This window comes from Variovorax sp. W2I14 (genome assembly GCF_050435205.1).
In the GTDB taxonomy this organism is placed as follows: Bacteria; Pseudomonadota; Gammaproteobacteria; order Burkholderiales; family Burkholderiaceae_C; genus Variovorax; species Variovorax paradoxus_C.
On record NZ_JBNDJX010000001.1, the window covers coordinates 357,429 to 379,130 of the forward strand.

Genomic DNA, 21,702 nt, shown 5'->3' on the forward strand with positions numbered 1-21,702 from the left:
TGCTCTGAACGTGAGCACGCCGACGGGGTGCCTTGCGCAGCGAAATCAAGGAGGAGGGCGAAGCCCCGGGGGACATTCGCGGAGCAAGGTACCCCGTCGGCGTGATCGCCGCCTTGAACAGGGGCGGACTTAATCAGACCCAGGTCGCCACACCCGCGCCAGCGCAGCCAGCTTTCCGCGAAACCCAAGCCGGTCGTTCGACAGCGCATCGATGAAGTCCGACAGCCGCTGCGACTTCACCATCGTGTAGATCGTGAGCCAGGTCGTCGCGACGAACACCACGCCGAACCAGATCGCCTTGCGCCAGAGCGGCGCATCGGCTTCGGCCAGCAGGTTCATGCCGAGGAAGCCGGTGGTGACGGTGCCGATCAGCCCGAACAGCGTGACCACCGTGAGCCGCACGACGGTGCTCGCTTGCCGGCGCAAGCTGTCGGCGTCTAGATACGTGTTCATGTCGGCGATGCGTGCCTTGACCTCGTCGTACAGCGGATCGAGCCCGAGGTGCGCGGCGCACATGTGCGAGAGCGCGCGCACCTGCGCCTGCTCGGAGATTTCGTGGAACCAATAGCGGTGCGTGAAGCGCAGGAACCGCTCGAAGCTCGAACGGATCGCGCGCTTGAACTGCTTCACGCTCGGCGTGCTGCGGATGTCCAGCCGCTTGAGCGCCTCGACCAGTTGGTCCGAGAACATCAGGAGCGACGCCTTCTGGAAATGCGCGATGAGAAACAGCAGGAAGTGCTGGTGCCTGAACTGCGCGAGCACGCCGCGGTCGCGGCAGCAGAAGAACTCGGAGTGCGCATCGCCCACCACGATCAGCGCGTGGCCGTTGCACAGGTAGCGCGTGTTGGGTGCGGCGCCCGCGTCGACCCAGAAGCGGTCGTAGCAGTACTTGTGCTCGAAGTCCGCGAGGTGGTGGTCGGCGTAGGGCAGGTGGGCATCGGTCGTGCCCGCGCCCGTGACCAGCGCGAGGCGCACGAAGTCGTCGCGCGTGAGGCGGCGCGGATCGTCCATCGACAGGTACGCCATCACCGGCATGCAGTAGTACTCGATCTGGCGATAGCGCAGCGTGCCGGGGTCTTCCGAATGGTCGCTGACCAGCGGCTGCATCAGGTAGGCCCAGTGCGAGGAGATGCGCGGCGCGCGATGCTGCGCCACATGCGAGAGAAAGTGTTCGCGCTGCTGCGCATCGGAACTCGCGAGCACGCGGCCGTCCGCGCCCAGCCATTCGACACTCGCCATGCAATGCAGCGCGGAGCCGTCGGGCTCCCAGCCCGAGGGGTAGGCGCGGCCGAAGCGGTAGAGGATGTCCTGCGCCTCTGCGAGGCTCAGGTTGTTCACGCCGACTTCGAGGTTGAGCAGCACCACGTCGATGTCGAAAAAGAAGTAAAGGTCGCAGTGCACCACGTCGAGCGTGATCGGCGCATCGCCGGGCTGCGACACCACGCGCACGGCGGTGATGTCGTGGCGGCGAAAGATGCGCATCGGCGAATCGCCATCGTTGCCGGAAGCGGAGTCGTCGCCCTTGTTGCGCGAGCGACCTTCGCCGTACAGGAAGCGCTGCACATACGGCAGGAAGCTCACGAACTCGTTGTAGTGCCGCTCGTGGAAGCGGCTGCTGTCGCCGGTGTATTCGTCGACCTCTTCGCGCCAGGGCGAGGCATCGCCCATGTCGCGCAGTACTTGCCAGGGGCCGTGGTGCGTGGGCTTGGCATCGGGCGAGGGCATCAGCCGAAGGGGCCAGAGCAGTGCCTGCCTGAAATGCTGAACAACGGGCGCACCCGAGACAGGTGCATGAGCCTCTGTGGGCAGGGCGGCTGCGTGTGGGTTCAGCATCACTCAGTTTAGGCAGAAGGTAGGTCAAAACGCCCACCTAGGGGAATCCCTAGGCAAGTCTGAAACCGGTTTCATATAAGCTGCAAGCATTCCTTTGGAGGCCTGTGCACGGCCCTGCCGTGCACGCCAAACCATGAACTACCAGTTTCAATTCGACGCAGTTTTCGCTGCCTGGCCGCTGCTGCTCAAGGGCACGTGGATCACGGTCCAGCTCTCGCTCATCGCGACGGTGCTGGGCCTTGTCGTCGCGATCTTTTGCGCCTGGGGAAAGACCTCGGGGCCGGGGTGGCTGCGCTTCGTCGTCAATGCGTACATCGAGGTGATCCGCAACACGCCGTTCCTCGTGCAGCTGTTCTTTTTCTTCTTCGCGCTGCCGGCCATCGGGCTGCGCTGGTCGCCGCAGACGGCCGCGCTGGTGGCGATGGTGGTGAACCTGGGCGCGTATGCGACCGAGATCATCCGCGCGGGCATCGAGTCGATTCCCAAGGGGCAGATCGAGGCGGGCAGGGCGCTCAACCTCAAGCCCTGGGAAATCTTCCGCTTCGTCATCATCAAGCCCGCGCTGAAGGCGATCTATCCGGCGCTCACGAGCCAGTTCATCTTGCTGATGCTGAGCTCGGCGGTGGTGTCGGTCATCTCGGCCGACGACCTGACCTCGGTGGCCGCCAACCTGCAGTCGCAGACCTTCCGCAGCTTCGAGATCTACATCGTGGTGGCCGCCATCTACCTCGCGCTCGCGCTGGCCTTCTCGGCGATGTTCAAGCTGATCTACAAGCGCACGCTCAACTATCCGGACCGCCGGTAACGCGAGCCGCACGGAAGACAACATCATGCGTACCTTCGGCTTTCCCGAATTCCTTTTCATCCTCGAAGCGGCCCAGTGGACGCTGGCGCTGTCGGCCATCGCCTTCGTCGGCGGCGCGATCCTGGGCTTGATCATCGCGCTCATGCGCACCTCCGACTCGACCTGGGCGCGCAACGCGTCGATGGTCTTCATCCAGGTGTTCCAGGGCACGCCGCTGCTGCTTCAGCTCTTCCTGATCTTCTTCGGCGCGCCGGTGCTGGGGCTGGACATCAACCCGTGGATCGCCGCAGGCGTGGCGCTCATCCTCAACAGCGCGGCTTTTCTCGGCGAGATCTGGCGCGGCTGCATCGAGGCCATTCCGCGCGGCCAGTGGGAGGCTGCCGAGGCGCTGAGCCTCAAGTACGGCGCACGCATGCGCGACGTGGTGCTGCCGCAGGCCTTCAAGATCGCGCTCGCGCCCACGGTGGGGTATCTCGTGCAGATCATCAAGGGCACCTCGCTCGCGGCCATCATCGGTTTCACCGAGATCACCCGCGCGGGGCAGATCATCAACAACGCCACCTTCCAGCCGCTCATCGTGTTCTCGGTGGTGGCGGCGATCTACTTCGTGATCTGCTGGCCGCTGTCTTTGCTGGCCGCACGCATGGAGCGCAAGCGCGCTCGCGCCCTCGCACGCTGACCCAATTTCGTTTTTCGTTTTCGTTTTCTCGTCGCTTCCTTTCTTTATTCAGGAGACACAACCCATGACCCGTACCTCTACCCGCCGCGCAGCGCTCGCAGCCCTCGGCCTCGGCGCCGCATTGACCGTGTTCGCACCCTTCGCCTCGGCGCAGAGCGTGGCCGACATCAAGAAGAAGGGCGAGATCACCATCGGCATGCTGGTCGACTTCCCGCCCTACGGCACCACCGACGCGAAGAACCAGCCCGACGGCTACGACGCCGACGTGGCCAAGCTCCTGGCCAAGGACTGGGGCGTGAAGGCCAACATCGTGCCGGTGACAGGCCCGAACCGCATTCCGTTCCTCCTGACCAACAAGGTCGACCTGCTGGTCGCCTCACTGGCCATCACGCCGGAACGTGCGAAGCAGGTGCAGTTCTCGCAGCCCTACGCAGCCGCGACCATCGTGCTGTACGGCGCGACCAAGACGCCCATCAAGGCCGCCACCGACCTCAAGGGCCTGCGCGTGGGCGTGGCCCGTGCGTCGACGCAAGACGTGGCCGTGACCAAGGCCGCGCCTGAAGGCACCGAGATCCGTCGCTTCGACGACGACGCCTCGGCCATGCAGGCGCTGATTTCGGGCCAGGTCGATGCGATCGGCTGCTCGGTCACCGTCGCTGCGCAGATCGCCAAGCGCGTGCCCGCCGGCACCTACGAAAACAAGTTCACGCTGGTGCAGCAGTCGATGGGCATCGCGATGCGTCCGGGCCAGGAAGAGCTGACCAAGGCGGTCAACGAGTTCGTGCAGAAGAACACCGCCAATGGCGAACTGAACAAGCTCTATCAAAAGTGGCTGCAGGCCGACCTGCCGAAGATGCAATAAGCCAAAGCGCTTGAAGGAAACCCTGGCATGACGACGGAATCGATCATCCGCATGGAAGCGGTCAACAAGTGGTACGGTGAATTCCAGGTGTTGACCGGCATCGACCTGTCGGTGCGCCAGGGCGAGCGCATCGTGATCTGCGGGCCCTCGGGCTCGGGCAAGTCGACGCTCATCCGCTGCATCAACCGGCTGGAGACGGTGCAGAAGGGCCGCATCGTGGTCGATGGCATCGACCTCACGGCCGGTGGCAAGAACGTGGACGCGGTGCGCGCCGAAGTCGGCATGGTGTTCCAGCAGTTCAACCTGTTCCCGCACCTCACCATCCTGCAGAACTGCACGCTCGCGCCGATGCGCTCTCGCGGCATGACGAAGGCAGAGGCGCAAGAGGTGGCGATGAAGTATCTCACGCGCGTGCGCATTCCCGAGCAGGCGAACAAGTACCCGAGCCAGCTCTCGGGCGGCCAGCAGCAGCGCGTGGCGATTGCGCGCGCGCTGTGCATGGCGCCCAAGATCATGCTGTTCGACGAGCCCACCTCGGCGCTCGACCCGGAGATGGTCAAGGAAGTGCTCGACACCATGATCGGCCTGGCCGAAGACGGCATGACCATGCTGTGCGTGACGCACGAGATGGGCTTTGCCCGCAGCGTGGCCGATCGCGTGATCTTCATGGCCGAAGGCAAGATCGTCGAACAGGCACCGCCCGAAGAATTCTTCGGCAACCCGAAGGACGAGCGCACGCGCCAGTTCCTCGGCCAGATTCTCAGTTCCCACCAAGCCCACTGATCGCCCGCCGATGTCCTTCGAGGTCCTGATTTCTCTGTCGTCCTTCGGCGCGGCCGAGGTGGGGCGGCACGGCCAGCTCTGGTGCTCGCAGCTTGCGCGCACCGCTGGCGCCGATTCGGTGGAAGTGCGCGGCGAGATGCTGCGCGATGCGGAGGCCGAGTTGCCTGCGCTCAAAGGTCTTGCTTCCGTGTACTCCAGCCCCGAGGGGTTGTGGGCCGAGGGCGGCTGGCTCGACAGCGCGGCGCTCAAACGCGGCATCGCCGCCGCCACGCGCGTCGGTGCGAAGCGGCTCAAGATGTCCATCGGCGATTTCCAGCCTTCGTCGCATGGCTCGCTCTGGGGCTTGAAAGTGGAGCTTGCCGAGACCCGCGTCGAGTTGCTGATCGAGAACGACCAGACCGTGCGCGCCGGCACGCTGCCCGCATTGCAGGCCTTCTTCGATGCGGCAGACCGCGCCGGTATCCCGCTCGGCATGACCTTCGACATGGGCAACTGGCACTGGCTCGGCGAATGCCCGCTGCAGGCGGCACAGGCGCTCGGCCACCGCGTGCGCTATGTGCACTGCAAGGGCGCGCAGCGCCTGCCGCACAAATGGGTGGCGGTGCCGCTCGGCGATTCGGTCGCGCCGTGGCGCGCGGTGTTGCGCGCCTTGCCCGCCGACGTGCCGCACGCCATCGAATACCCTCTGGTGGGCGACGACCTGCTGGCCGTCACCCGCTCGCAAATCGAATTCATCCGCGCCGCACGGGCGTAGAACCCACCACACATGCCAGAACCCACCGCTTTCGATGTCGCCCTGTTCGGCGAGGCCATGCTGCTGCTCGTGGCGGACCGGCCCGGGCCGCTGGAGAACGCAGAGGCGTTCCACAAGCGCACCGCCGGCGCCGAGACCAACGTGGCCATCGGCCTTTCGCGGCTGGGCCTCAAGGTGGGCTGGGCCAGCCGCCTGGGCACCGACTCGATGGCGCGCGCGCTGCTCGCGACGATGAAGGGCGAGGGCATCGACTGCTCGCACGTCATCTGTGATCCGACGCAGCGCACCGGCTTCCAGTTCAAGGGCCGCGTCACCGACGGCAGCGATCCACCGGTCGAATACCACCGGAAGGGCTCGGCCGCGAGCCAGATGGGCCCGGCCGATATCGATGAAGCCTGGCTGCGCTCGGCGCGTCACCTGCATGCCACCGGTGTGTTCGCCGCGATCTCCGAGACCAGCCTGCAGGCCGCGCTCAAGACCATGGACGTGATGCGCGCGGCCAGCCGCACGATCTCGTTCGACACCAACCTGCGGCCGACGCTGTGGTCTTCGACCGAGACGATGCGCCACTGGATCAACGAACTCGCCTCGCGCGCCGACTGGGTGCTGCCCGGCATCGAAGAAGGACTGCTGCTCACCGGCCACCGCGAGCCCGAGGCCGTCGCACGTTTCTATCGCGAGCGCGGCGCAAAGCTGGTGGTCGTCAAGCTCGGCGCCGAGGGCGCCTACTACGACAGCGACGTGGCCGGCACCGGCCGCGTCGAAGGCTTTCCGGTGAAGGAAGTGATCGACACCGTGGGCGCAGGCGACGGCTTCGCGGCCGGCGTGGTGAGCGCCTTGCTCGAAGGCCGGAGCGTGCCCGAGGCGGTGCGCCGCGGCGCCTGGATCGGCGCCCGCGCGGTGCAGGTGCTGGGCGATACCGAAGGCCTGCCGACGCGGGCCGAACTTGAAGAAGCAGGACTCTGAAGACCATGACACAGCAAAAGAACGTGCTTGTTTTCCGGCCCTTGCCCGAAGACCAACTGGCGCGCCTGCAGGCCGCGCACCACGTCACCGTGGCCGATCCGCGCAAGGAGCCCGACGCCTTCGCCGCCGCGCTCGCCACCGCGAACGGCTTGATCGGATCGAGCCACACGGTCGATGCAGCGCTGCTCGACGCGGCGCCGAAGCTCGAGGTGATCTCGAGCGTGTCGGTGGGCGTCGACAACTACCCGTTGGCCGAGCTGCACAAGCGCGGCATCGTGCTGTGCCACACGCCCGACGTGCTCACCGAGACCGTGGCCGACACGGTGTTCGCGATCCTCATGGCGACGCAGCGCCGCGTCGTCGAGCTCTCGAACCTCGTGCGCGAAGGCCGCTGGACGAAGAACATCGGCGAAGAACTCTTCGGCACCGACGTGCACGGCAAGACGCTGGGCATCCTCGGCTTCGGCCGCATCGGCCAGGCAGTGGCACGGCGCGCGGCGCTGGGCTTCGGCATGCCGGTGCTCTATCACTCGCGCCGCCCGGTCGACCTGGCCACGCAGGCGCCCGAGCTGCAAGGCCGCGCCACGCACACGCCGCTGGACGATTTGCTCGCGCGCGCCGACATCGTGCTTGCGATGCTGCCGCTGACCGATGCCACGCGCGGAATGATCGACGCCGCCTTTTTTGCGCGCATGAAGCCGGGCGCATCGTTCATCAATGGTGGACGCGGCGCCACGGTGAACGAAGAGGCACTGCTCCATGCCCTGGACCACGGCACGCTGCGCGCCGCCGGCCTCGATGTGTTCGCGAAGGAGCCGCTGCCCGCCGATTCGCCGCTGCGCACGCACCCGCGCGTGACGCCGCTGCCGCACATCGGCTCGGCCACGCACGAGACGCGCCACGCGATGGCCGAGCTCGCGACGACCAATCTGCTGCAGGTACTGGCCGGCGAGAAGCCGACCGCGCCCTACGACACGACCGCGGCATGACTGCGACCCTGCTTTTCTCCCTCCCCCTCTGGGGGAGGGCTGGGGTGGGGGCAAGCGGCGCACCTATCGAGCGCTCTGCCTGCCCCCATCCCAACCCTCCCCCAGAGGGGGAAGGAGCAAGACCATGAAGCCCACCGGCCGCGCCACGATCGCCGATGTCGCCGAAGCGGCGGGCGTTTCCAAAGCCACCGTCTCGCGCTTCCTCAATCACCGAGAGCGGCTGCTCAGCCCCGACATCGCCGCGCGCGTCGAGGTGGCCATTGCGGCACTGGCCTACTCGCCGAGCCCGATGGCGCAGGCACTGAGCCATGGCCGTTCGCGGCTCATCGGCCTGATCGTCGCCGACATCACGAACCCATATTCGGTCGCGGTGCTGCGCGGTGCCGAGAAGGCCTGCCAGGACGCCGGCTACCTCGTGATGCTGTTCAACCTGGGCAACGAGAGCGAACGCGAGCGCGAGGCCATCGATGCGCTCGCGGGCTACCAGGTCGACGGCTTCATCCTCAACACGCTCGGGCGCGGCAGCAATGTGGTCGATGCGGTCACGCTGCACGGCAAGCCCGCGGTGCTGGTCGACCGGCGCCACACCGGCATGCACACCGACTTCGTCTCGCTCGACAACCACGCGGCGATGCAGGCCACCTGCGGGCATCTGCTGGAAGGCGGCTATCGCGAACTGCTCTACGTCACCGAGCCGCAGAAGGGTGTGAGCTCGCGGCGCGAGCGCACGGCCGCGTTCGGCGCCTGCGTGGCCGCGCACGAGCCGCGCGTGGCGGGCGAGGTGTTCGAATCGGTCGAGGGTGAGAACGATGCGCTCGATGCCGCGCTGACCGCCTTGCGCAAGCGCGCCAAGCGCGGTCGCCGTGCCGCCGTGGTTGCGGGCAATGCCGTGGTCACGCTGCGCGTCGCGCAGGCCATGGCGCGCCTCGGCCTGCAGTTCGGTAATGACCTGGGCTTCGTGGGCTTCGACGATCCCGAATGGGCCTCGCTGATCGGCCCGGGCTTGAGCACCGTGGCGCAGCCCACGGACGCCATCGGCCGCACCGCCGCTACATGCCTGATCGAGCGGCTGCGGGGGCTGGATTCAGCACCGCGCCAACTGCTGCTTCCAGGGGAACTGATGGTGCGGGGATCGTCGCAGGCGCTCTAGCGTCCACTACCGCGCGGTCGAAGGTGATCGCCCCGCGCATCCAGTCGGCCGCACGCTCGGCGATCATGATCGTCGGCGCATTGGTGTTGCCGCCGATCAGCGTCGGCATCACCGAGGCATCGACCACGCGCAGGTTCTCGATGCCGTGTACGCGCAGTTGCGCGTCGACCACCGCCATCGCATCCACGCCCATCTTGCAGGTGCCCACCGGGTGGTAGATGGTGTCGGCGCGCGCGCGGATGTGCTGCACGAGTTCTTCGTCGGTGTGCGCATCGGCCGTATAGACCTCGCGGTGCCGGTACTTCTGCAGCGCCGGTGCGCGCAGGATCTCGCGCATCTTCTTCACGCCCTGCAGCAGCAGCGCCATGTCTTCGGCATCGGACAGAAACCGCGGGTCGATGCGCGGCGCCGACAGCGGGTTCGCATCGTTCAGCCGCACGTCGCCCCGGCCCTTCGGGCGCAGCACGCACACGTGGCATGAGAAGCCGAAGCCCATGTGCAGCTTGCGCGCATGGTCGTCGGTGATCGCGATCACGAAGTGCAGTTGCAGGTCGGGCCGGCGCAGCTCGGGCGACGACTTGATGAAGGCGCCGCCTTCCGCGAAGGGCGTCGCGACTAGGCCCTTGCCGCTCTTGCGCCATTCGAAGATCGCCTTCGTCAGCTTCAGGCCGGCTTTCACGCCGATGCCGAAGAGGTCGATGTCCTTCGAGGTGTAGGCGAGGATGAAATCGGTGTGGTCCTGCAGGTTCTGGCCGACGCCCGACAGCGCATGCCGCACGGCGATGCCGTGGCGGCCCAGCTCGGCCGGGTCGCCGATGCCCGAAAGCATCAGCAGCTGCGGCGAGTTGAAGGCGCCGCCGCACAGCGCCACTTCGCGATGGGCGCGAACGACCTCGGTGCCGCCGCCGCGCCGCGCTTCCACGCCGGTGGCGCGCTTGCCGTCGAGCACCACACGCAGGGCCTGTGCGCCGGTCAGCACCGTGAGGTTGGGCCGCGCATGCATCACCGGATGCAGGTACGCCGCGGCGGCCGAGCAGCGCTCGCCGTTCTTCGCCCCGCCATGGAACTGCGTGACCTGGTAGAGGCCCGCGCCTTCCTGCTCGGCGCCGTTGAAATCGTCGTTGCGCGGAATACCGCATTCCGCAGCCGCGCGGATGAAGTCTTCAGTGATCGGTCGGGGGCTCTGCTGCTCGGAGACTTGCAGCGGCCCGTCGGCACCGTGCAGCGCGCTCTCGCCGCGCTCGTTGCCCTCGGCGCGCTTGAAGTACGGCAGCACCTCGTTGAACGACCAGCCCTCGCAGCCGGCGCGCGCCCAGTCGTCGTAGTCGTCGCGATGGCCGCGCACGTAGAGCATCGCGTTGATCGCGCTCGATCCGCCGAGGCCGCGCCCGCGCGGCTGGTAGCCGCTGCGCCCGCCGAGGCCTGGCTGCGGCACGGTCTTGTAGGCGTAGTTGTTGATGGGCGGGCGTCCCGGCAGCATCGCCACGGTGGCGGCGGGTGCCCGCACCAGGATGCCGCGGCCGTCCCCACCGGCTTCGATCAGGCAGACCGTCACGCCTGGGTCTTCGCTGAGGCGGGAGGCCAGCGTGGCGCCGCCGGAGCCTCCGCCCACGATCACGTAGTCGAATTCCATGCGTGTCTTCCTTTTGTTGTGTCTTGCCGCACGACGCTGAACTGTAGGAACGAAGCAGGTGCCGGTGCCTAGCGTTTTCCCGCTGGCCGGCGCCCGGACATCGTGAAGGGGCCCGCATGGGTTCGCCGCATCGGCACGCGTGCCGCAATCCTGCTGCCAAGCTGCGCAGGCGCGTGAAATGCTGCACGCGCACCGTGGCATCATCGTGCGTCCTCCTCCGCCATGCCCCAAGCCGCCGATTCCTTCGTTCGCCGCGTGCGCAGCCAGCTCGACCAGCTGTCCGCCACGGAGCGCCAGCTCGCCAACTTCGTGCTGGAGTTCCCGGGCGAGCTGGCAAGCTATGCAGGCAACGAGCTGGCGGAACTGGCCGGGGTGTCGCCCTCCACGGTGAGCCGTTTCACCCGCCGCCTCGGGTACGAGAACTACGAGGAGGCCCGTCGCCACGTCCGTGAAGAAAAGCAGACGGGTTCGCCGCTGTTCCAGAGCGCCACGCAGGCGTCCAAGCGCGGCCAGCTCGTCGCGACGCATTTCCAGCAGTCGCAGGCCAACCTGGCCAGCACCTTCGACCGGCTCGACGATCGGCAGATGGCGGAGATCGTCAAGGCGATCATCGGCGCGGGCCAGGTGCTGATCTTCGGCAGCCGCAGCAGCCATGCCTTTGCGCAGTACCTGCGCTGGCAGATCATTCAGGTGGTGCCGCGCGTCACGGCGATTCCGGGGGCGGGGGAAACTTTGTCCGAGCACGTGGCCGGGCTGGGCACGCGCGACTGCGTCATCGTCTTCGGCATGCGCCGGCAGACGCGGCAGATGGGCCTGTTGCTGGAGGCCGCGAGCCGCATCGGCGCGCGCATTCTCTACATCAGCGACCAGGCCTCCCCCGACTTTTCCGGCGCCACCTGGTCGCTGCAATGCGATTGCCGCGGCCCGGGCCTGCTGGACAACCACACCGCGGTGATGGGGGTGTGCGACCTGCTCGCCACGATGGTGATCGAAGCCTCCGGTTCCGCCGGCCGCAAGCGGCTGGCCGCCATCGAACTCGGCCACGAGGAAAACGGCGAGCTCTGAGCCGCACCGGCCCGGCCTGATCTTCCCGGCACGGCGCGCCAGGCCGCACTTCAACAGTGCACGGCTGTCCGCCGACGGTGCATTCCCCACGAAATTGCCATCGCGGCGTTGCCAGAACCCGGGCACGCCGTTTGCTTTCTGCTGTTCTTTTCTGAAATTTGGATTTCACGAATTTAATACTAGTGAAATCCATATGTCATGCTGAAGGAGTCGTCGGTAGCATGCGACACGCGATTCCGAACAGCACCGAGCAAGCATTTCTTCCTTTCCCAAGGAGTTTTCCATGGCTGGACCTGCACTTTCATCCGGGCCCGATTCACCCCGGGTCGCCGAGCTCGATCGCGCGCTCGACAAGATCGGCGTCACTCGGTCGCACCACACGATCATTTTTCTGATCCTGATCGGTTGCCTGTTCGACAGCTTCGAGCAGAACGCCGTCGGCATCGTGGGACCCATGCTGCGCGAGCAGTGGGGCCTGAGCGCATCGGACATCGGCTTGCTCAACACCGTGACCTTCGCCTGCGCGGCCATCGGACGGATCATTTCGGGCTTCGTTGCCGACCGCTACGGGCGCCGCGTGATGCTGTCGATCGACCTGCTGCTGTTCACGCTGGGCGCGGGCGTTTGCGCGATGGCGCCGAACTTCACCGTGATGGCGCTGGGTCGCGCCATCGTCGGTTTCGGCCTCGGCGGCGAGATCGCCATTGCGGTGACCATGCTGTCCGAGTTCTGCTCCACCAAGTTCCGCGGCACGGCCGTCGGGCTGGTGAATGTGGGGGCGGGCGGGCTCGGCAACTTCCTCGCACCGGGCTTCGGCCTGCTGGTGTTCTGGATGTTCCCGGGCGACAACGCATGGCGCTGGCTGTTCGCCTGCCTCATGGTGCCCGCGCTGCTGGGCGCGTTCTACCGTCGCTACATTCCGGAGACGCCGCGTTTCCTGCTGTCGCAGGGCAAGGTGAAGGAAGTCAATTCGGCGCTGTCGCGGCTGGCATCGGGCCGCCTCTCGGCGAAGAACGTGCCGCAGCAGCAGTACATCACCGACGACGGCACCACGGCGCAGGCCGCGAAGGTCAAGGTGCGCGTGACCGAGATCTTTCGCGGTGCGTTGGCGCGTCGCACCATTCCTCTGTGCATCACGATCTGGATGACCTACGGCGCGCAGATCTCGGTGCTCACGCTGATGCCGACCATCCTCGTCGCCCTGGGCTACAGCATGTCGAAGAGCCTGCTCTTCACGATGGTGATGCAGGGCGGCAGCCTGCTGGGCGCCATTGCGGCCTCGCTGCTGGGTTTTCACTTTCCGCGCAAGCGCGTGCTGACGGCCGGCGCGGTGTGCGCCTGTCTTGCGGCCCTGACCATCGGCTTCGTGGCGAAGAGCATCGTCGTGATCCTGATCGCGGGTGCGACATTCCAGTTCTTCGTGCTGTTGCTGAACACGACCATCTGGATCTTTGCGCCGGAGCTGTACCCCACGCGCGTGCGCGCCTTCGGCACCGCGTTCATCCTGGCCACGGGCACCGCCGCGGGCGCGCTGATGCCGCTCGTGGCCGGACGCCTGTTCGACGCCTTCGGCCTCGTCGGCGTGTTCGGGCTGGCCGCCGGCATGTACGCGGTGTTCGTGATCAGCGTGCAGAGCGTGCCGGAAACCTACGGCCAATCGCCCGACGCGCTGCCCCTGCCCGGCGAAAGCCTCGCGGCCGATGCCGCCCCGCCCGCCAAGGCCGCACAGCCGGGCTGAATTTCCAGAAAGCGCAGCGCATGACGGACATCCTGCTCATCAATCCCAATTCGTCGACGGCCACCACCGAGATGATGGTGAAGATCGCCAACGGCGAGGCGCCCGCCGGATGCCGCGTGACCGGCCGCACCGCGCTGGGCGGTCCGTCGATGATCGTCAACGAACGAGAGCTCGAAGCCGCGGCCGGCGAGGTGCTGAAGGTGTGGCGCGAGGCCGATGGCGCACACTGGAGCGGCGTGATCGTCAGCGCCTTCGGCGACCCCGGCATCGACCTCGTGCGCGCGAACGCGCAGGTGCCGGTCGTCGGCATCGCGGAAGCGTCGATGCGGGAGGCGAGCGAAGGGAAGCGGCGCTTCGGCATCGCCACGGTCACGCCCGACCTGGTGGCACCTATCGAGCAGCGCGCACGCGCGCTCGGGCTGCTGGGCCTGTACACCGGCATCCGCCTGACGCCGGGCGACCCGCGCGAACTCGCGGCCCATCCACAGGCGCTGGAGGAAGCGCTGGCACACGCGGTGCAACGCTGCATCGACGAGGACGGTGCGCAGGCCGTGATCATCGGCGGCGGGCCGCTAGGCCAAGCGGCTCTGGCGCTGGCACCGCGCTTTTGCGTGCCGGTGATCGCGCCGATTTCCGCCGCGATGCGGCAGCTGTGCGCGCGGCTCGATGTCGCGCCCTGAACACCCGGTGCGCCGCACGAGCACGGTCACCGCGGCGATGCGCGCAGTCACCAGCCGTGGAAGCGTCCCCACGTCTGCAACGCACCGTCTTCGTCAAGCGCCTGGTATTCGGGGAACTGCGCGCCTGTCGCACACGCGTGGTTCGGCAGGATGCGCAGGCGCGTGCCGATCGGAAAGCGCGTCGCAATGTCGGTGTCGGGCGCGCCTTCGCGCGACAGGATGCCGTGCTCCTGGTTCGCACCGCTGAGCACATAGCCCTCGAGCACTGCACCGTCGAGGCCGCAGACCTGGCCGTAGCCGTAGTCGCGCTTCTGCTTCTGCGTGCCACGGTCGCGGCTCATCGCCATCCAGCCCGCATCGACGATGGCCCAGCCTTTCTCGACCTGGTGGCCGATCACGGTGGTGAGCACGCTCAGCGCGATCTCGTCCGTGCTGCAGACGCCGACGTTGCGCATCACGAGGTCGAAGAACACGTAGACGCCGGCCCGCACTTCGGTCACGCCATCGAGGCGCTGGGCCATCAGCGCCGTGGGCGTGGAGCCCACGCTGACGACGGCGCAGGGCAGGCCTGCATCGCGAATCCGCTGCGCGGCGCGCACGCAGCCGGCACGCTCCTGCTCGGCCATGGCCTGGAGCGCCTCCGGTGTGTCGAGGTCGTAGCTGGAACCGGCGTGCGTCATCACGCCGGCCAGGCGCATGCCGCCGTCATGCAGCACCTGCGCGACTTCGAGCAGCACGTCGTCGTCCGGGCGGATGCCCGAGCGGTGGCCGTCGGTGTCGACTTCGATCAGCACGTCGAAGGCCTCGCCGTTCGCGCGGCCGAACTCGGCGATGGCGCGTGCCGAGGCGACACCGTCCGTGATGATCGACAGCGCGCAGCCGCGGCGGCGCAACTCGAGCGCATGCGGCAGACGGTGCTGCGCCATGCCCACGGCATAGAGGATGTCGGTGAAGCCCGCGGCGAAGAACTGCTCGGCCTCTTTCAGCGTGGAAACGGTGATGCCCTGCGCGCCCGCATCGCGCTGTGCACGCGCCACGTCGATGCACTTGCTGGTCTTCACATGCGGACGGAAGCGCACGCCGAGTGCGTTCATGCGCGCCTGCATCCGCGCGATGTTGTGCTGCATGCGCGGCTGCTCGACGATGGCGGCGGGCGTGTCGATGGTGGCGAGGGTGAGGGTGGTCATTGCGTTGTCCGGTCAGGTGAACGAGGCGAAAGATCGGCGCCCCGAACATGTCGCGAGCGCAGGTGCTCGATCGGGCGATGTGAGGCTTTCATGGGCACGGACTGTACGTTTCAAAGCCGTCGTTGTGCTTCAATGCGAACTCATCAATCGTTCAGCACAGCTTAATGATCCAGATCGAAGACATGCAACTGGCAGCGGCCCTGCTGCGAGAGCCTTCGTTGAGCGCCGCGGCGCGCTCGCTCGACGTCACGCCGCCCGCGCTGTCGATGCGGCTGCGCAAGCTCGAAGCCACGCTCGGCCTGTCGCTGGCCACCCGCACCGCACGGCGCCTCAGCCTCACGGCCGAGGGCGAACGCTTCGCGCGCGAGGCCGCGGCGCTGCTCGGACAGATCGAGGGCCTGCGCGAATCGATGCAGCGCGACGACCGCCGCCTCACCGGCACCTTGCGCATTGCCGCGCCCTTCGGCTACGGCCGGCAGTACGTGGCGCCGATGCTCGCGCGCTTCGCCCGGCTGCACCCAGGCCTGCGCATCCAGTTCGACCTGCGCGAGACGCCGTGGCCCGACCGGCACGATGCCGACGCGATCATCCACATCGGCACGGTGCGTGATTCGTCTTGGGTCGCGCGCACGCTGAGCGCCAACGAGCGCTGGCTGTGCGCGAGTCCCGATTACCTGCGCGCGCGCGGCACGCCCCGCGTTCCACGCGACGTGATGGTGGGGCACGACTGCATCGTCATCCGCGAGAACGACGAAGACGTGACGCTGTGGCATGTGCGCCGCGCGGCAAAGCCGAAGGCGCAACGACGCGTCGGTGCGCGCGAAACGCTGCGCATCGCGCCGGCCTTCGTCACCAACGACGGCAGCGTGGCCCGGCACTGGGCCGAGCAGGGCATGGGGCTGGTGCTGCGCTCCGAGTGGGACGCGGCGGACGCGATCGCACGAGGCTCGCTGGTGCGGGTGCTGAAGGACTGGGAATTCGACAGCGCACCGGTCGTGCTGCTGGTGCCGACGCGCAAGGGGCGCACGGCGCGCGTGCAGGCGTTGATCGAGTTTCTGGGGGAGAGCTTCGGCAGCTAGCTCACTGCACCCGGTCGCCGTCGCGCACAGACTCGACGGCGCCGTTGTAGAACCGCACGATCCCGAGGAAGTTGCCCTGGCCGCGGTGGTAGGTCCAGTCTTCCATCGGAATGCACTGCTGGCTGATGATCTGCCGCGTGCCGCCGCCGCGCAGGCCCGGCGCGACGATCACTTCGACCTGCGGGCGAGGAACGCAGACGATGTCCTTCAGGACCGGCTCGCCGCATTTGTTGAGCACGGAGAACTTCGATTCGCCGACGCCTGCGAGAAAACCGCCGCAGCTGAGCGATTGCGCGGACGCGCCGCCCGGTTGCAGGGCGGCGAGAAAAAGCGCAGTCGAGGCGAAGGTGCGCAGGACGATGTTCATGGCGTTGAAGGCTTCAAAAAGAAAAAGCCCCGACCGGCGGGGCATTTTTTCTCTACCGGATCAGCCGACCTCGGCGATCAGCTCGATCTCGACGCAGGCGCCCATCGGGACCTGTGCAACGCCGAACGCGCTGCGCGCATGCGCACCCTTTTCGGGGCCGAAGATTTCGGCGAAGAATTCGCTCGCGCCGTTGGTCACGAGATGCTGTTCGGTGAAGGTGCCGACCGAGTTCACGAGGCTCATCACCTTGACGATGCGCTTGACCTTGTTGAGGTCGCCCACGGCCGCGTGCAGCGTGCCCAGCAGGTCGATGGCGATGGCGCGTGCGGCCTGCTTGCCTTCCTCGGTGGTGATGTTCACGCCGAGCTGGCCGGCCCAGACCTTGCCGTCCTTCTTGGCGATGTGGCCCGACAGGAACACGAGGTTGCCGGTCTGCACGAAAGGCACGTAGGCGGCGGCGGGGGCCGAGACTGGGGGCAGGGTGATGCCGAGGCTGGAAAGTTTGTCGTAAACGCTCATGGAGACTCCTTGTCTTGGGATGTCGATTGTGTCTGGCTTTGCGATGCCAGCTCGATCACTTCCCCCACCGGCTGCACGGTCACCCCGACGCTGAGCGTGTGCCTTGCGCCGCCATGCAGTACGCCGCGCATCGGCGAAACGTCGGAGTAGTCGCGGCCGATGGCCAGCGTGACGTAGTCCTCGCCGGGCTGGCGGCCGTTGGTGGGGTCGAAGTCGGCCCAGCCGCCGTCGCCGTCCTTGCTCTCGCCGGGCAGGTACACCGACACCCACGCGTGCGAGGCATCGGCGCCCACGAGGCGCGGCTGGCCCGGGGGCGGTTGCGTGAGCAGGTAGCCGCTCACGTAGCGCGCGGGCAGGCCCAGCGTGCGAAAGCACGCGATCATGATGTGCGCGAAGTCCTGGCACACGCCCTTGCGCTGCGCCAGCGCCTCGACGGCGGGGGTGTTGATCTCGGTGCTGTCGGCGTCGTAGTCGAAGTCGCGGTACATGCGCTCGGTGAGATCCATCGCCACGTCGAAGGTGGGGCGTCCGGGCGCGAAGCTCGCGCGCGCATAGGCGGCAAAGTCGTCGTGGCGCGGCACGTAGGGCGAGGGAAAGACGAACTCGGAAGCCGCGTCGAACGTGGCGTCCTTGCGGAAGCGGAAACGCTCGCGCACCGTCTCCCAGGGCAGCTCGCGGGCGATGGCGTCCGAGAGCACCGGCACCGAGGTATCGACCACGCTCTCGGCCGTGACCACCAGCCGGTCGTGCGTGGCCTCGAGCGCAAAGAAGGCGCGGGTGTTGCCGTAAACGTCGGGCAACTCGCCGCGCTGGGCCGGCGGCGGATCGATCGTGAGCAGGTGGCTCACGAGCCGCTGCGAACCGGTGGCCAGCGGCTTCAGGTGGGCCAGGTGCTGCGCCGTCTCGACAGGCGGCGCGTATTCGTAGCGGGTTTCGTGGGTGACGTGCAGCAGCATGGCGAAGCCGATGATTTACTTCGACTCAGTGCCGAAGTGCGACGCGTAGATCTTCGCGTAGGTGCCGTCGGCCTTGATGTCCGCGAGGCCCTTGTCGATCTTCGCCAGGAGTTCGGCATTGCCCTTCTTCACCGCGATGCCGTACTGCTCGGATGGAAAGCCGGCATCGCTCACTGTCTTGAAGCCGCCACCCGCGTTGTTCGCGAGGTAGTGCGCCACCACGCCGTTGTCGGCCACCACGGCCTGCACACCGCCGGCTTCGAGCTCCTTCAGCGCGAGCGGCGTCGATTCGAAGCGCTTGATGGCGGTGTTCGACTTGCCGAGCAGCTTGCCCACCACTTCGTCGCCGGTGGTGCCGTTCTGCACGCCGACCTTCAGCGTCTTGATGTCGTCGAACTTCGCGACGGGCGAATCGCTCTTGACCGCGATGAGCTGCCTGGCTTCGAAGTAGGGCTGCGAGAAGTCCATGGTCTGGCGGCGTTCGTCGGTGATGGTGATGGACGACACCAAGAGGTCGCGGTCGCCCTGGTCGAGCGAATTGAAGATGCCTTCCCACGGCGTGTTGACGAACTTCACTTCGATGCCGGCCTTCTGCGCGACGGCTTTCACCACGTCGATGTCGAAGCCCACGACTTCGCCCTTTTCGTTCTGCGATTCGAAGGGCGCATAGGCTGCGTCGGTGCCCACGACCAGCACGCGCGCCGCGGCGGGCGGTGGCGGTGTCGAAGAAGCGGCGGCGGGTGCGGCGGCTTCCTGCTTGCCGCAGCCGGCGAGCGCGAGGCCGACGAGAAGTGCAGCAGCGGAGAGTGTGAGACGGCGATTGATGGCGATGCCCGACATGGAAATGCCTCCTTCGAAATATCGTTGTGGAATCACGCGCCGACGGAGCGCAGCGATTCGGATGTGAGCGTGAAGTAGCGCGTGCCGATGGCGTCCGACACATGGTAGGCCGCGGTCTCGCAGTTGGCGAGCAACTGGATCAGCGCGGGATAGTTGGCCTCCGGCCCCGCGGCGCACAGGTGCTCGAGCGTCCAGGTGACCGGATCGGGCAGCTCGTACGAGAGCGCGGTGAGCTTGCCAGGTGCACTGCCTGCGAGCCGGGCGATGCGCCCGCGCAGGGTCTGCGTGACCCAGGCCAGCGAGCGCGGGTTCTCTGCATCGAGCACCAACAGGTCGACCAGCGTGGCGACGTCGCGCCGTTGCTGGTAGCGCGCATGGAAGGTGATGGTGCTGTCGAACAGCGCCACCATCGCCTCGAAGCCGCTGACCTCATGCACCGCGCCGTTGCCGAAGCCGACTTCGAGCGCGTTCGACAAGAAGCCCAGCCGCTCGATGTGGCGGCCGATGGACAGCAGGCGCCAGGCGTCGTCGCGCGTCATGCGGTCGGTCTGCGCGCCGGTCATGGCGGCCAGCGCGGTGCTGGCGGATTCGAGCGCGCGCAACGCGGCGCTGGCGGCGAAGCTGCCTTCGCCGGCCTGCTCGGCGGCACGCCGCAGGAACTCGGTTTCGGCGCGCACGATCTGGTTCCAGTTGTCCTGCGACAGCCGCTCGCGCACCGCGGCCGCGGCCTGGCGGATGCAGCGCAGGCTGTATCCGACGCTGCCGCCCCCATCGACATCGCCGAGCTCGGCCACCAGGGCGCGCTCGAACACGCGTCGCGACTGCGGCGCGCTCGGCGCCTCGGCCGGCACCAGCGCATTGCGCACGGCCATGCGGTGCAGCCATTCGAGCAGCGGACGCGACGACTGGTCTTCGCCGCCCAGCAGGTTGAGCGTGAGGCGCGCCAGACGCACCGCGTTCTCGGCGCGCTCGGTGTAGCGGCCGAGCCAGAACATGTTCTCCGCGGCGCGGCTGGTGACCGGCGCGCGATGCCGCGCGAGCGAAGCGGGTGTGGCGTGCGGCTGCAGCAGCGTGGTGCGATCGACCTCGCCGTGCGTCTGCACCCACACGTCGGCACTGCTGCCGCCGCGCTGCATCGAGGCGATCTGCGCATCGGCGCCCGCGAGCCGGGCGAGGCCGCCGGGCAGCACGCGCCACGACTGCGCGCCGTCGCTCACCGCGAACACCCGCAGGAGCACCGCGCGCGGCGCGATGTGGCCGGGACCGAGATCGCTGGCCCAGGTCGGGATCTGCGACAGCGGCAGGTAGCTCTGCACCGTGTGGGCATCGCCCTCGCGCACGATGCGGCCGGCCCACTCGTCGAGTTCGCGCCGCCCGAGCTGGCTGCCGAGCACCGCATCGAAGCTGGTGCGGCCGTCGATGCCGGGGTAGGTGGGCTTGATGAAGCAGTCGCCCAGTTGCGGCAGCACCGCCTCGAGTGCGGCGCGCTCGCCGCACCACCAGGTGGGGAGGGCTGGCAGCTTGAGCTTTTCGCCGATCAGCCGGCGCGCGAGGCCCGGCAGGAAACCGAGGAGCGCGGGCGATTCGAGAAAAGCCGAGCCCGGCATGTTGGCCACCAGCACGTTGCCGGCGCGAATCGCCTGCAGCAGGCCGGGCACGCCGAGCGTGGAATCGGGGCGCAGCTCCAGCGGGTCGAGGAACTGATCGTCCAGTCGCTTGATGAGGCCGTGCACCGGACGCAGGCCCTGCAGGGTCTTCAGGTAGAGCCGCTGGTCGCGCACCGTGAGGTCGCTGCCCTCGACCAGCGTCACGCCCAGGTAGCGCGCGAGGTACGCGTGCTCGAAGTAGGTTTCGTTGTACGGGCCGGGCGTGAGCAGCGCGATGTGGGGCGGCACGCCGGCCGGGCACATGCGCTGAAGGCCGTCCATCATGGCGCTGTAGGTAGCGGCCAGGCGCTGCACATGCAGCGCCTCGAAGGCTTGCGGAAACTGCCGCGTGATGGCCAGCCGGTTCTCCAGCAGGTAGCCCAGGCCCGAAGGCGCCTGGGTGCGCTGCGACACCACCCACCAGTTGCCGTCGGGGCCGCGCGCGAGGTCGAAGGCCGCGATGTGCAGCCAGGTATCGCCCGGCGGCTTCACGCCGTGGAGTGCACGCAGGTAGCCCGGATGGCCGCGCACCAGCGCCGGCGGAATGAGCCCTTCGCTCAGCAACTGCTGCGGACCGTAGACGTCGGCCATCACCCGGTCGAGCACGCGCACCCGCTGCAGGACGCCGGCCTCGATCTGGCTCCAGCTCTCGGGCGAGACGATCAGCGGGAACAGGTCGAGAGACCAGGGCCGCTGCGGACCGTTGGTGGCATCGGCGTAGACGTTGTAAGTGACGCCGTTGTCGCGGATCTGCCGCTCGAGGCTGACCGCGCGGCGCGGCAGGTCGTTGAAGCCGCCCGGGCCGAGCTGGTCGAAGAAGGCGTTCCAGGCGGGGGTGAGCGGTGGGGTTTCGCCAGGCGCGGCCGGTTGCTGCGACTGCGATTGGCTCTGGGACTGCGATGCGGAAGATTGGGACTGAGACTGGGACTGGGATGGCGATTGAGTTGCAGCCGGACGCTCCGCCGCCGCGTCGTACAGCAGCGGGGCACTTGCCGCCGGGGTACCCGGTGGAGCAGGCCGCAGAGGCGCCGCCGGCGTGGCCCCGCCACGCAATTCATCGAAGTGGCCGGGCAGGGCGGGCGGCGCGAGCGTCGACGCCAAGGCCGCTGGAAACTCCAGGGCTTGGGCGTCGAACAGGGATTCGTTCAAAGGTTCCACAGGTGGGGGATTG

General features: G+C 67.6%; 20 protein-coding genes. 12 read left to right on the forward strand and 8 right to left on the reverse strand.

What is annotated here, in order from left to right:
- Positions 1–129: 129 nt before the first annotated feature.
- Positions 130–1,833 (reverse strand): hypothetical protein, encoded by a 1,704-nt coding sequence (locus tag QF040_RS01745; protein WP_429609526.1) that lies wholly within the window; start codon positions 1,831–1,833, stop codon positions 130–132.
- A 133-nt stretch (positions 1,834–1,966) separates the two neighbouring features.
- Here QF040_RS01745 and QF040_RS01750 point away from each other — a divergent pair, with 133 nt between their 5' ends.
- From QF040_RS01750 to QF040_RS01785, 8 genes are all read left to right on the forward strand, one after another.
- The gene (locus tag QF040_RS01750) at positions 1,967–2,638 is read left to right on the forward strand and encodes an amino acid ABC transporter permease (RefSeq protein ID WP_429609528.1); all 672 of its coding nucleotides are present in this window, start codon (positions 1,967–1,969) and stop codon (positions 2,636–2,638) included.
- A 25-nt stretch (positions 2,639–2,663) separates the two neighbouring features.
- Complete coding sequence (locus tag QF040_RS01755) at positions 2,664–3,317, forward strand: amino acid ABC transporter permease (protein ID WP_013540637.1); 654 nt, start codon at positions 2,664–2,666, stop codon at positions 3,315–3,317.
- Positions 3,318–3,381: 64 nt separating this feature from the next.
- Entirely contained in the window at positions 3,382–4,179 is a 798-nt protein-coding gene (locus QF040_RS01760) for a transporter substrate-binding domain-containing protein (protein ID WP_429609530.1), read from the forward strand.
- Positions 4,180–4,206: 27 nt separating this feature from the next.
- On the forward strand, positions 4,207–4,962 hold the full coding sequence (locus QF040_RS01765; protein WP_429609532.1) for an amino acid ABC transporter ATP-binding protein: 756 nt from the start codon (positions 4,207–4,209) through the stop codon (positions 4,960–4,962).
- Between the two features lie 10 nt (positions 4,963–4,972).
- The gene (locus QF040_RS01770) at positions 4,973–5,716 is read left to right on the forward strand and encodes a sugar phosphate isomerase/epimerase family protein (protein WP_429609534.1); all 744 of its coding nucleotides are present in this window, start codon (positions 4,973–4,975) and stop codon (positions 5,714–5,716) included.
- 12 nt (positions 5,717–5,728) lie between these two features.
- Positions 5,729–6,682, forward strand: a complete 954-nt coding sequence (locus tag QF040_RS01775; RefSeq protein ID WP_429609535.1) for a sugar kinase — start codon at positions 5,729–5,731, stop codon at positions 6,680–6,682.
- 5 nt (positions 6,683–6,687) lie between these two features.
- Positions 6,688–7,671 carry a 2-hydroxyacid dehydrogenase gene (locus tag QF040_RS01780; protein WP_429609536.1) on the forward strand — a complete coding sequence of 328 codons (984 nt, stop codon included), beginning with the start codon at positions 6,688–6,690 and terminating at the stop codon, positions 7,669–7,671.
- A 124-nt stretch (positions 7,672–7,795) separates the two neighbouring features.
- Entirely contained in the window at positions 7,796–8,821 is a 1,026-nt protein-coding gene (locus tag QF040_RS01785) for a LacI family DNA-binding transcriptional regulator (protein WP_429609538.1), read from the forward strand.
- On the opposite strand, the gene QF040_RS01790 is transcribed toward QF040_RS01785, so the two are convergent.
- Entirely contained in the window at positions 8,721–10,454 is a 1,734-nt protein-coding gene (locus QF040_RS01790) for a GMC family oxidoreductase (protein ID WP_429609540.1), read from the reverse strand. The two genes, QF040_RS01785 and QF040_RS01790, sit on opposite strands and share 101 nt — an antisense overlap.
- 222 nt (positions 10,455–10,676) lie before the next feature.
- Between QF040_RS01790 and QF040_RS01795 the strand changes: the two genes are divergently transcribed.
- From QF040_RS01795 to QF040_RS01805, 3 genes are all read left to right on the forward strand, one after another.
- A complete protein-coding gene (locus QF040_RS01795; protein ID WP_429609542.1) occupies positions 10,677–11,519 on the forward strand; it encodes a MurR/RpiR family transcriptional regulator in 843 nt (280 codons plus the stop codon).
- A gap of 283 nt (positions 11,520–11,802) precedes the next feature.
- The gene (locus QF040_RS01800; RefSeq protein ID WP_429609543.1) at positions 11,803–13,257 is read left to right on the forward strand and encodes an MFS transporter; all 1,455 of its coding nucleotides are present in this window, start codon (positions 11,803–11,805) and stop codon (positions 13,255–13,257) included.
- Between the two features lie 20 nt (positions 13,258–13,277).
- A complete protein-coding gene (locus QF040_RS01805; protein WP_429609545.1) occupies positions 13,278–13,937 on the forward strand; it encodes an aspartate/glutamate racemase family protein in 660 nt (219 codons plus the stop codon).
- Positions 13,938–13,984: 47 nt separating this feature from the next.
- Here QF040_RS01805 and QF040_RS01810 read toward each other — a convergent pair whose 3' ends face one another.
- Complete coding sequence (locus tag QF040_RS01810; RefSeq protein WP_429609546.1) at positions 13,985–15,124, reverse strand: DSD1 family PLP-dependent enzyme; 1,140 nt, start codon at positions 15,122–15,124, stop codon at positions 13,985–13,987.
- Positions 15,125–15,288: 164 nt separating this feature from the next.
- Here QF040_RS01810 and QF040_RS01815 point away from each other — a divergent pair, with 164 nt between their 5' ends.
- Positions 15,289–16,203 carry a LysR family transcriptional regulator gene (locus QF040_RS01815; RefSeq protein WP_429609547.1) on the forward strand — a complete coding sequence of 305 codons (915 nt, stop codon included), beginning with the start codon at positions 15,289–15,291 and terminating at the stop codon, positions 16,201–16,203.
- 1 nt (position 16,204) lies between these two features.
- Here the strand turns inward: QF040_RS01815 and QF040_RS01820 are convergent, their stop codons facing one another.
- Genes QF040_RS01820 through QF040_RS01840 form a run of 5 tightly spaced genes read right to left on the reverse strand, consistent with a single transcriptional unit; the run spans position 16,205 to position 21,689 of the window.
- Positions 16,205–16,570 carry a DUF2845 domain-containing protein gene (locus tag QF040_RS01820; RefSeq protein ID WP_429609549.1) on the reverse strand — a complete coding sequence of 122 codons (366 nt, stop codon included), beginning with the start codon at positions 16,568–16,570 and terminating at the stop codon, positions 16,205–16,207.
- A gap of 60 nt (positions 16,571–16,630) precedes the next feature.
- Positions 16,631–17,089 (reverse strand): RidA family protein, encoded by a 459-nt coding sequence (locus QF040_RS01825; RefSeq protein WP_429609551.1) that lies wholly within the window; start codon positions 17,087–17,089, stop codon positions 16,631–16,633.
- Positions 17,086–18,045 (reverse strand): transglutaminase family protein, encoded by a 960-nt coding sequence (locus QF040_RS01830; protein WP_429609552.1) that lies wholly within the window; start codon positions 18,043–18,045, stop codon positions 17,086–17,088. Before QF040_RS01830 ends, QF040_RS01825 begins: the two co-directional genes overlap by 4 nt.
- 15 nt (positions 18,046–18,060) lie before the next feature.
- A complete protein-coding gene (locus QF040_RS01835; RefSeq protein WP_429609553.1) occupies positions 18,061–18,885 on the reverse strand; it encodes a basic amino acid ABC transporter substrate-binding protein in 825 nt (274 codons plus the stop codon).
- A 32-nt stretch (positions 18,886–18,917) separates the two neighbouring features.
- A complete protein-coding gene (locus tag QF040_RS01840; protein ID WP_429609554.1) occupies positions 18,918–21,689 on the reverse strand; it encodes a circularly permuted type 2 ATP-grasp protein in 2,772 nt (923 codons plus the stop codon).
- Positions 21,690–21,702 lie beyond the last annotated feature (13 nt).